The organism is Pseudoxanthomonas sp. LjRoot204_2 (assembly GCF_056175765.1).
The window spans coordinates 1-9471 of sequence record NZ_JBGFFG010000096.1 but is presented as its reverse complement, the minus strand read 5'-3'; the positions used below and the strand labels follow the sequence as shown (position 1 = coordinate 9471).

The 9471-nt window shown below is 67.8% G+C and carries 11 protein-coding genes and 1 riboswitch; of the genes, 7 read left to right on the top strand and 4 right to left on the bottom strand.

Annotation, left to right across the window (positions count from 1 at the left end; all coding sequences use genetic code 11):
- Positions 1-175: 175 nt before the first annotated feature.
- The gene (queD, locus tag AC04L7_RS06540; RefSeq protein WP_296282177.1) at positions 176-532 is read left to right on the top strand and encodes a 6-carboxytetrahydropterin synthase QueD; all 357 of its coding nucleotides are present in this window, start codon (positions 176-178) and stop codon (positions 530-532) included.
- Positions 533-687: 155 nt separating this feature from the next.
- Positions 688-1080, top strand: coding sequence for a phasin family protein (locus AC04L7_RS06535; protein ID WP_296282176.1), 393 nt, complete (start codon positions 688-690; stop codon positions 1078-1080).
- Positions 1081-1190: 110 nt separating this feature from the next.
- On the opposite strand, the gene bioD is transcribed toward AC04L7_RS06535, so the two are convergent.
- Positions 1191-1859: a dethiobiotin synthase gene (bioD, locus tag AC04L7_RS06530; protein ID WP_299345809.1), complete on the bottom strand. Its 669-nt coding sequence runs from the start codon at positions 1857-1859 to the stop codon at positions 1191-1193.
- Positions 1860-1863: 4 nt separating this feature from the next.
- Positions 1864-2589 (bottom strand): TMEM175 family protein, encoded by a 726-nt coding sequence (locus AC04L7_RS06525; RefSeq protein ID WP_299345806.1) that lies wholly within the window; start codon positions 2587-2589, stop codon positions 1864-1866.
- A gap of 82 nt (positions 2590-2671) precedes the next feature.
- Between AC04L7_RS06525 and AC04L7_RS06520 the strand changes: the two genes are divergently transcribed.
- The 3 genes from AC04L7_RS06520 to btuB all read left to right on the top strand — a co-directional run bounded on the left by AC04L7_RS06520 (position 2672) and on the right by btuB (position 5942).
- The gene (locus AC04L7_RS06520) at positions 2672-3157 is read left to right on the top strand and encodes a GAF domain-containing protein (RefSeq protein ID WP_296282173.1); all 486 of its coding nucleotides are present in this window, start codon (positions 2672-2674) and stop codon (positions 3155-3157) included.
- Complete coding sequence (locus AC04L7_RS06515) at positions 3154-3522, top strand: TfoX/Sxy family protein (RefSeq protein ID WP_475512716.1); 369 nt, start codon at positions 3154-3156, stop codon at positions 3520-3522. Before AC04L7_RS06520 ends, AC04L7_RS06515 begins: the two co-directional genes overlap by 4 nt.
- Positions 3523-3730: 208 nt before the next feature.
- Positions 3731-3951, top strand: a riboswitch (cobalamin riboswitch).
- Positions 3952-4076: 125 nt separating this feature from the next.
- Entirely contained in the window at positions 4077-5942 is a 1866-nt protein-coding gene (gene btuB / locus AC04L7_RS06510) for a TonB-dependent vitamin B12 receptor (RefSeq protein WP_436000512.1), read from the top strand.
- A 41-nt stretch (positions 5943-5983) separates the two neighbouring features.
- On the opposite strand, the gene AC04L7_RS06505 is transcribed toward btuB, so the two are convergent.
- Together AC04L7_RS06505 and dinB are read right to left on the bottom strand one after the other, a co-directional pair.
- Complete coding sequence (locus tag AC04L7_RS06505; RefSeq protein ID WP_299345800.1) at positions 5984-6460, bottom strand: hypothetical protein; 477 nt, start codon at positions 6458-6460, stop codon at positions 5984-5986.
- A gap of 122 nt (positions 6461-6582) precedes the next feature.
- Positions 6583-7653 carry a DNA polymerase IV gene (gene dinB, locus AC04L7_RS06500; protein ID WP_299345797.1) on the bottom strand — a complete coding sequence of 357 codons (1071 nt, stop codon included), beginning with the start codon at positions 7651-7653 and terminating at the stop codon, positions 6583-6585.
- Positions 7654-7866: 213 nt separating this feature from the next.
- Here dinB and fabA point away from each other — a divergent pair, with 213 nt between their 5' ends.
- Both fabA and AC04L7_RS06490 read left to right on the top strand, forming a co-directional pair.
- Complete coding sequence (fabA, locus tag AC04L7_RS06495) at positions 7867-8382, top strand: 3-hydroxyacyl-[acyl-carrier-protein] dehydratase FabA (protein WP_299345794.1); 516 nt, start codon at positions 7867-7869, stop codon at positions 8380-8382.
- A partial coding sequence (locus AC04L7_RS06490) for a beta-ketoacyl synthase N-terminal-like domain-containing protein (RefSeq protein ID WP_475512715.1) occupies positions 8382-9471 on the top strand: 1090 nt, incomplete at its 3' end. The genes fabA and AC04L7_RS06490, both read left to right, overlap by 1 nt.

Below are 9471 nucleotides of genomic sequence, written 5' to 3'. Positions count from 1 at the left end.
GCGAAGCACCGCGCCACGCCCACGCAGGACCGAAGAAGCACAGCAGCGGCCCCCGCCGCGACGGTGGCCGCAACGGCGGTGCCCGCCAGGGTCAGTCGCGTCCCGCCCGCTGAGTCGAACCCGACGCGCGGCACACGATCCGTGCCGCGCGTTTCCCCGTTTCCGGAAACGCCGCATGGACATCTTCAAGGTCTTCACCATCGAAGCCGCTCACCGGCTTCCTCACGTGCCGGAAGGCCACAAGTGCGCGCGCCTGCACGGCCATTCGTTCCGCATCGAAGTGCACCTGTCCGGCCCGGTCGATCCGCAGGCCGGCTGGGTGATGGACTTCGCCGACGTGAAGGCCGCCTTCAAGCCGATCTACGACCGGCTCGACCACCATTACCTCAACGACATTCCGGGTCTGGAAAATCCGACCAGCGAACAGCTGGCGGCATGGATCTGGCGCGAGGCCAAGCCGGTGCTTCCGCTACTGAGCGCCATCGTGGTGCATGAAACCTGCACCTCCGGCAGCCGCTACACCGGCGACTGAGGCGTGGAACCGGTTTCATACCAGTCCCTACAAGCGTTTGATTTTTAACGGCTCCTGACCGTTCGTCGGATTTCCATACGGCTATTATTGCACTGCAGCATGGACGCAGCTATGCTGCGTCGCAACAGATGGGAATCCCCTTTCAGGAGCACGCCATGAACACCCAATTCAACGAAAGCTTCAGCCAGTTCACGCACCAGTTCGCCGCGGCCGCATCGCGCGCCAACCGCCTGGCGCTGGAAAGCGCCGAGACCGTGTTCGGCGTGCAGCTGAAGACGTTCGAAAAGAACATCGACGCCACCACCTCGTTCTTCGGCGAGCTCGCCGAGACCCGCGACCTGGACGGTTACAAGAATCTGTGGCCGAAGGGCCTGCAGGTCGCCAAGGACAACGCCGAGCGCATGGTCGCCGCCAGCCAGGAAATGTTCGGCCTGAGCCTGAAGACCGGTGAAGCCTTCGGCCAGCTGGTGAAGACCCAGTTCGAAACCGCGACCGACAACGTCCAGGCCTCCGTGGCCAAGGCGACCAAGGCCGCCAAGGGCAAGTAAGACCCGCCCCGGACGTTCGCGTCCACCCTTTATTGCGCGGGTCCCCTCCCTCCGCGCAGCCGACCCGGTAGCCCCCACGCTGCCGGGTTTTTTATTTTTCGGCCCCGCGCCTAGAAAGGAAGCGCGATGTGCCGGCTGAGCGTGCCGGCGTCGATTTGCGGCGCATGCGGCAAGCGTCCCCAGCACGGCACCGGCATGCGCGCGGACAGCAGGGCGAAGTTTTCGTCGCGGCGCGCCATCTCCGGATCGACTTCGTTGGCGATCCAGCCCACCAGGCGCGCGCCGTCGTCCTGGATCGCGCGCGCACTGAGCCGTGCATGGTTGATGCAGCCCAGGCGCATGCCCACTACGAGCACCACCGGCAGGCGCAATTCCTGTACCAGGTGGCGTTGGTCCAGCGTGCCCGTCAGCGGTGCGGCCCAACCACCGACGCCTTCGACAAGCACCACGTCGGCCAGCGGATGCAGGCGCTCGAACGCGGACACCAGAACGCCCAGCTGCACGTCCACGCCGGCGTCGCGCGCGGCGATCTCCGGCGCGAGCGGCGCAGGCAGCGCATAGCGGTTCACATCCTCGTAGGGCGGCACGGGATCGCTGGCGGCCTGCAACGCGAGTGCATCCTCGTTGCGCCAGCCGTCCGGCGTGGCCTCGCAGCCGCTGGCGACCGGCTTCATGCCCACGGCACGCCGGCCGCGCGCACGGAACGCATGCAACAACGCGGCGCTGGCAACGGTCTTGCCCACGCCCGTGTCGGTACCGGTGACGAACAGCCGGTCCATTCGCCTAGCCCTCCACGCGCTCGGGCCAGCGGCGTTTGCCCCAGCGCTGCCCCCCCACGTGGACGATGCCGGTGAACGACAGGAGGAAGTAGACGCTGCCCGCCATGGCGACCTGCCAGGAGCGCGCGTGCTCGCCCAGCAGGCAGGCGATCAGTACCGACAGCAGACCCACGCCGACGAAGTACGCATGCGAGGCGATTTCGCCAGCGGCGTTCGCGGCGGCCTCGCCATCCAGACCCAGCCGCGTGCGTGCACGCCAGGCCAGCACGTACAGGCCGCCGATGCAGGCCGACATCGACGCGAACGCGAGTCCGTAGAAGGTGAACATGAAGGCGAGCGGGCGCGCGCCATTGGCATCGGTCAGCGGCATCGGCAGCCAGCCGCCGGTGATCCACGCGAAGAAGGTGCCCAGCAGCAGCCGCAGCGGATACACGTAGACCAGCACCAGGAACACGAGAAGCAAGCTGAGCAGCGTGGCCGGCACCGTGCCGAGGCGGTAGCGACGGCTCCAGCGCACGTGCGCGTACCAGAACATCGCCACCATCGCGAAACTGGCGGCGAAGGCCGGCACGTTCTTCAGCGCCTGCTGCAGCGCTCCGATGCTGTCCGGGATGCGGTCCACGGAGATGACCAGCAGGGTCACCGCGAACGCGAAGGCCGCATCCACGAACGCCTCCAGCCGGGTCACCCCGTGGCCGCGCCACCCGGCTTCATCATCGCCCGCGTTCATGCCCACCCGTGTCCCCGTCAGGGTTGCCGATGGAATGCATCATATCGGTCCACCGCGAGAGGCCGGGAGTAGAATCGACGGCATGTCATTCGCCTCCCAGACGCTCACCGGCAGCAAGCCGGAACAATACGCACAGCTGGCCGACCAGGCCCGCGCCCTGTTGGCCGGCGAACCGGACCGGATCGCCAACGCCGCCAACCTCGCCGCGCTGCTGTACCACGCCCTGCCCGACTTCAACTGGGCGGGCTTCTATTTCTTCGATGGCCGGGAATTGGTGGTCGGTCCGTTTCAGGGACTACCAGCCTGCGTGCGGATCCCGTTGGACAAGGGGGTCTGCGGAGCCGCCGCACGCACCCGCCAGACCCAGCGCGTGGACGATGTCGAGGCCTTTCCGGGCCACATCGCCTGCGATTCCGCATCGCGCTCGGAACTGGTGGTACCGCTGGTGAAAGGGGACGAACTGGTCGGCGTGCTCGATCTGGACAGTCCCCGCCTGGCGCGCTTCGATGCCGACGACCAGGCGGGCATGGAACGCATCGCCGCCATTTTCGTGGACTCGCTGACATGACAGGCACCAAGCTGCGCAACATCGGCCCCAAGTCCGCCGCCTGGCTTCGCCAGGTCGGCCTGCGCACGCAGGAGGACCTGGAGTCGGTCGGCGYGGTGGAAGCCTTCATCCGGGTGAAGCGTGCGGGTTTCCGACCCAGCCTCAACCTGCTCTACGCGCTGGAAGGCGCCCTGCTGGACTGCCACTGGCAGCAATTGCCCGAAGACCGCCGCGCGGAACTGCTGGTGGCCTACGATGCGGCCGCCGCCCTGCTGCCACCGCCACGCGGTCGTCCCGCCGCCGGCCCGGTGACGACCACGCACACCGAGCGCGAGGAAGACGCGGGTCCGTCGCTGAACCTGTTCGATTCGCGCGGCGACGACTGACCGCGACAATTCGCGTCATCTCGGATCCTGCACGCCACCTGCCTGCGACGCAAAGAAGCAGCGGAGCACGCTCGGCTCTATGCGCCTCCTGAAAGCAACCCTCGCGGGTCTTCCTGTCGTAGCGTCGAGCTTGCTCGACGCCAGACCGTCCGTTGGCGAAAAGCAGCGGAGCAAGCTCCGCTCTACGTGGCGGGCGGACGCTTCCCGTATAATGCGCGCGCTTTCAGGTGACCCAGGCATTCCTGCCACGGGTTGAAACGGGAAGCCGGTGCCCCGCGCAAGCGGCATTCCGGCGCTGCCCCCGCAACGGTAGGCGAAGACAGCCTCGGCATCGGCCACTGTGCGTCCAACGCATGGGAAGGCGCCCCGGCAGCGTGCATCGCGCACGCCTTCGCAAGCCCGGAGACCGGCCTGGAAGTCCACTGGTTGCGATGCGGAGGGCGTCGTGGCGTGCCGCGCCGCCGCTCGTCTGCCGCGCTGTCCGCAACGTTCCCTCTCCGTCATCGCGACTCCACGCCGACAATGCGCGCGGGGCGCGCGATGGAGTTGTTCCGATGCAGAGCCGTACCCTTTCCTCCCCTTCCCTGCTGGCCTTCGCGGTCGCGATGGCGCTGCCACTCGCCGCGCAGGCGCAGGACGCCACCAACCTCGACGAGATCGTCGTCTCCGGCACGCGCACCGAGGTGTCCGTCGAAGACAGCCTGGTCCCGGCGCAGGTGATCGGCCGCGAGGCGATCCAGCGCAGCCAGGCGCGCTCGCTGGGCGAGCTGCTGCAGGGACGCGCCGGCATCTCGATCGCCAACCAGGGCGGCGCGGGCAAGATCACCACGCTCAATCTGCGCGGTGCCGAATCCGACCACGTGCTGGTGCTCGTGGACGGCGTGCGCATGGGTTCGGCGACCGCCGGCCTGCCCGCGCTGCAGGACCTGCCGATCGACCAGATTGATCGCGTCGAGATCGTGCGCGGCCCGCGCTCGAGCCTGTGGGGCTCCGAGGCCATCGGCGGCGTGATCCAGGTGTTCACCCGCCGCAACACCGGCAAGGTACGGCCGAACGTCCGCATCGGCGTGGGCAGCGACAGCACGCGTGAAGCCAGCGCCGGTATCGGCGGCGGCATCGGCCGCGGCTGGTTCGGTGCCGACGTTGCGTATACGCGCACCGACGGCTTCAACGCCTGCCGCGGCACCAGCGGGGATGCCGCAAACCCGTTCGGTGCCGGCTGCTTCGCCGACGAACCCGACCGTGACGGCTACCGCAACACCTCGGCCAGCCTGCGCGGCGGTTACGCGTTCACCGACACGCTGACGCTGGAAGCCAACGCGCTGCGCGCCGACGGTGAGAGCGAGTTCGACGGCAGCTTCACCAACCGGTCCGAAACCGTGCAGCAGGTGTTGGGCACCAAGCTGCGCTACGCGCCTAGCGACAAGGTCAACCTGCTGCTGAGCCTGGGCCGCAACGACGACAAGTCCGACGACTTCCATGACGATGTGCCGTCCGGCTACTTCGAGACGCGTCGCTACGTGGCATCGGCGCAGGGCGACTTCACCGTGGCCACCAACCAACTGCTGACCGCTGGCATTGACTGGCAGGACGACAAGATCGAAAGCGCCACCGCCTTCGACGCCACCCAGCGCGACAACCTCGCCGGCTTCGTCGAATACCAGGGCCGCTTCGGCGCGCACCAGCTGCAGGCCAGCGTCCGCAACGACGACAACGAGCAGTTCGGCAACCACACCACCGGCAGCCTGGGCTACGGGTTCGGGTTCGGCAACGGCCTGAAGCTGACCGCCAGCGTGGCCACCGGCTTCAAGGCACCGAGCTTCAACGACCTGTACTATCCGTTCTTCGGCAACCCGGACCTGAAGCCGGAAGAGTCCGAGAGCGTCAACCTCGGCATCGCGCAGTACGCGGACACCTGGAACTGGACGTTCAACGTCTACCAGAACAAGGTGGACCAGCTGATCTCCTACGACGCGGCGATCTTTCTGCCCAACAACATCGACGAAGCCCGCATCCGCGGCGCGGAGTTCACCGTCGACATCGCGGTCGCAGGCTTCGACATCGCCACGCAGCTGAGCCACACCGATCCGCGTAACCGTTCGGCCGGCTTCAACCATGACAACCTGCTGGCACGCCGTCCGCGCAACACCGCGCGCATCGACGTGGACCGCGCGTTCGGCGCGTTCCGCACCGGCGTGACGTTCAACGCCGCGGGTGAGCGCTACGACAACCTGGCCAACACCGTCCGCCTGGGCGGCTACAGCACGCTGGACCTGCGTCTGGAGTACGCCATGGCGCGGGCATGGACGCTGCAGGCGAAGGTGGGCAACGTGTTCGACCGCGAGTACGAAACGGTCGCCTGGTACAACCAGGCAGGCCGCACCTATGGTCTCAGCCTGCGTTACCAACCGCAGGAGTGACGTCGCTTCCGGTGGCCCGCCTCCGCGGGTCACCGGCGCGTTCAGTGCAGAGGCCCGGTGCGGTGTCCGTACACGGGAATGCTGCCGTCGCCACGTACCGCCCGCAGCGTGTGCACGAGCTGGTGATACGTGGATGCCAATTGCGTGAACAGGTCCGCATAGGCGCTGCGCCCGCTGTCGGCCACCCCCTGGTAGGCGCCACGACCGAGGTCGACGAAGTACTCCACGCTCACGCGGCGCCGCTGCGCCAGCGCGGGAAACAGGCCCGCGATCAGCAGGCAGCGGTCGCCTACATCGCGCAGGGCATCGCTGCGTGCGCTGCCGACGCGCAGCTGCGCGTCCAGCCATTCCAGCGCCTGTGTGCGCGCCAGCAGGTGTCCGTCGCGCTGGTGCCGCAGCAGCACGAAGACCAGATAGCTCTCCTGCGCCTCGTCCAGCGCCTGTCCGCAGCGCGAACACGCCTCACGCACCAGCGCCTGCCACAGCTCGGCCGCAGAACCCTGTCGAATCGCGTCCATCTTCCGCCTCCCCTCAGGCCAACGACGCCGAGACTATCGCCGACGCGCGCGACGTGCTGGCAGACGCGCGCAGGGACTGCCAACGGGCAGCCGCCGCGTGCACAAGCACCCCGTGACCGGCATCAAGCGACGGTGTCGAACAGCCCTGGCTGCGTGGCGACCTCGTCGCGGTCGCGGAAACCCGACAGGCCTACGCCCACCAGCCGGTAGCGCGTCGCGGCAGGCAGGTCCACGCGCTCGCGCAGGGCCATCGCGATGTCGATGAACTCCTGTTCCGACGCCGGCGGCGCCTCCGGCGTGAAACTGCGGGTGAGGATGCGGAACTGGGACGTCTTCAGCTTCAGCACCACGGTCCGGCCCACGCGCTCGGTCTTGCGGCTGGCCTGCCACGCTTTTTCCGCGATGCGGACGATGTGCGGCTCCAGTTCCGACAACAGCAGGTCGGTGGCGAAGGTGTCTTCGGAGGAGATCGACTGCACCGGCTGGTCGGGCTCGACCGGGCGCTCGTCGATGCCGCGCGCACGCCGGTACAGGCCGCCACCGAAACTGCCGTAGCGTGCTTCCAGTTCATGCTGCGTGTACGCACGCAGATCGCCGACGGTACGGATGCCGTCGGCATTGAGCTTGCCCTGCATCACCTTGCCCACTCCGGGGATGCGTTCCACCGGCAACGGCGTCAGGAAGGCTTCCACCTGATGTGGCCGCAGCACGAACTGTCCGTCCGGCTTGCGCCAGTCCGACGCGATCTTGGCGAGGAACTTGTTCGGCGCCACGCCGGCCGACGCGGTGAGCCGCGTTTCTTCGCGGATCTGCGCGCGGATGGTCTCGGCCACGGCAGTGGCGGTCGGCAGGTCGGTCTTCGGCGCGGTGACGTCGAGATAGGCTTCGTCCAGCGAGAGCGGTTCGACCAGGTCGGTATGGCGGAAGAAGATCTCGCGCACCTGCCGCGACACCGCCTTGTAGCGAACGAAATCGGGCGGCACGAACACTGCCTGCGGGCACAGGCGTTCCGCGCGTACTGCCGGCATCGCCGAGCGCACGCCGAACACGCGCGCTTCGTAGGACGCCGCGCACACCACCGAGCGCTCGCCGCGCCACGCCACCACCACCGGCCGCCCGCGCAGCGACGGATCGTCGCGCTGTTCCACCGACGCGTAGAACGCGTCCATGTCGATGTGGATGATCTTGCGCATCACGCGATGATATCGGCCGCCGTACGCGATCGCATGGATGCGCGCGGAAACGATACGGTCGCGTGTGGAGATGCGGACAATGTGCGCGAAACCCTTGCCGCAATTGCGTTGCGCGGATGGTACGGCGGCGTATGGAAAAACCCGGTTGATTTGCATCAAGACAAGCGTATGCACATGTGTGCATTATTTGCGCTTCGCAGAACGGACGATGCAATGAACGCCCCCGCTTCCTTCTCGCGCGACCAGCTGCTGGCCAGCGCGCGCGGTGAACTGTTCGGCCCCGAGAGCGGCCGCCTCCCGAACGACCCGATGCTGATGTTCGACCGCATCACCGAGATCCGCCAGGATGGCGGCACGCATGGCAAGGGCATGGTGCGAGCCGAACTCGATATCCATCCGGACCTGTGGTTCTTCCAGTGCCACTTCCTCGGCGATCCGGTGATGCCTGGCTGCCTGGGCCTGGATGCGATGTGGCAGCTGACCGGCTTCTTCCTGACGTGGATCGGCGCGCCCGGCCGCGGCCGCGCACTGGGTTCCGGCGAAGTGAAGTTCACCGGCCAGGTGCTCCCCACCGCCAAACGCGTGAGCTACGAGATCGACATCAGCCGCGTGGTCAACCGCAAGCTGGTGCTGGCGGTGGCCGATGGCCGCATGCTGGTCGACGGCCGCGAGATCTACACTGCGCGCGATCTGCGCGTGGGCCTGTTCACGTCGACGGAGAGCTTCTGATGCGCCGTGTCGTCATCACCGGCCTGGGCATCACCTCCTGCCTGGGCAACGACGCGGACACCGTGTCGGCCGCATTGCGCGAGGGCCGCTCCGGCATCCGCCATATCCCGCAGTACGCCGAGATCGGTTTCCGCAGCCAGGTCGGCGGCGCGCCCGAGATCGACCTCGATGCGCAGATCGACCGCAAGCAGAAGCGCTTCATGGGCGACGCGGCCGCGTTCGCGCACATCGCGCTGCGCGATGCGATCGCCGATGCCGGCCTGGACGAGGCCTTGGTCAGCCAGCCGCGCACCGGCCTGATCGCCGGCTCCGGCGGCGGCTCGGCCGAATGGCAGATCGAAGCGGCCGACCTGCTGCGCGCACGCGGCATCCGCAAGGTCGGCCCGTACATGGTCCCGCGCACGATGTGCTCGACGGTATCGGCGACGCTGGCCACCGCGTTCAAGATCAAGGGCGTGAGCTATTCGATCTCTGCGGCCTGCGCGACCTCCGCGCACTGCATCGGCGCGGCGGCGGACCTGATCCGCGCCGGCCGCCAGGACATCGTCTTCGCCGGCGGCGGCGAGGAACTGCACTGGGCCCTGACGATGATGTTCGACGCGATGGGCGCGCTGTCGAGCAAGCGCAACGACGACCCGACCCACGCCTCTCGTCCGTACGACGCGGACCGCGACGGCTTCGTCATCGCCGGTGGCGGCGGCATGCTGGTGCTCGAAGACTATGACCACGCGGTCAAACGCGGCGCGTGCATCCATGCCGAACTGCTCGGCTACGGCGTGACCTCCGACGGCGCCGACATGGTCGCGCCATCCGGCGAAGGCGCGGTGCGCTGCATGCAGATGGCACTGGAAGGCGTCACCAAGCCGCTGGACTACCTCAACACGCATGGCACCTCGACGCCGCTGGGCGACGTGATCGAACTCGACGCGATCCGCGCCGCGCTCGGCGACGCCCTGCCGCCGATCTCGTCCACCAAGGCGCTGTCCGGCCATTCGCTGGGCGCGGCCAGCGTGCACGAAGCAATCTACTGCCTGCTGATGATGCGCGACGGCTTCATCGCGGGCTCCGCCAACATCGAGACACTGGACG

Bases quoted from the DNA above. Each gene is read 5' to 3' on its own strand.
- AC04L7_RS06535 (WP_296282176.1), top strand. From the start codon at position 688: ATGAACACCCAATTCAACGAAAGCTTCAGCCAGTTCACGCACCAGTTC.
- AC04L7_RS06505 (WP_299345800.1), bottom strand. From the start codon at position 6,460: ATGGACGCGATTCGACAGGGTTCTGCGGCCGAGCTGTGGCAGGCGCTG.
- queD (WP_296282177.1), top strand. From the start codon at position 176: ATGGACATCTTCAAGGTCTTCACCATCGAAGCCGCTCACCGGCTTCCT.
- AC04L7_RS06525 (WP_299345806.1), bottom strand. From the start codon at position 2,589: ATGAACGCGGGCGATGATGAAGCCGGGTGGCGCGGCCACGGGGTGACC.
- AC04L7_RS06520 (WP_296282173.1), top strand. From the start codon at position 2,672: ATGTCATTCGCCTCCCAGACGCTCACCGGCAGCAAGCCGGAACAATAC.
- btuB (WP_436000512.1), top strand. From the start codon at position 4,077: ATGCAGAGCCGTACCCTTTCCTCCCCTTCCCTGCTGGCCTTCGCGGTC.
- dinB (WP_299345797.1), bottom strand. From the start codon at position 7,653: ATGCGCAAGATCATCCACATCGACATGGACGCGTTCTACGCGTCGGTG.
- fabA (WP_299345794.1), top strand. From the start codon at position 7,867: ATGAACGCCCCCGCTTCCTTCTCGCGCGACCAGCTGCTGGCCAGCGCG.
- bioD (WP_299345809.1), bottom strand. From the start codon at position 1,859: ATGGACCGGCTGTTCGTCACCGGTACCGACACGGGCGTGGGCAAGACC.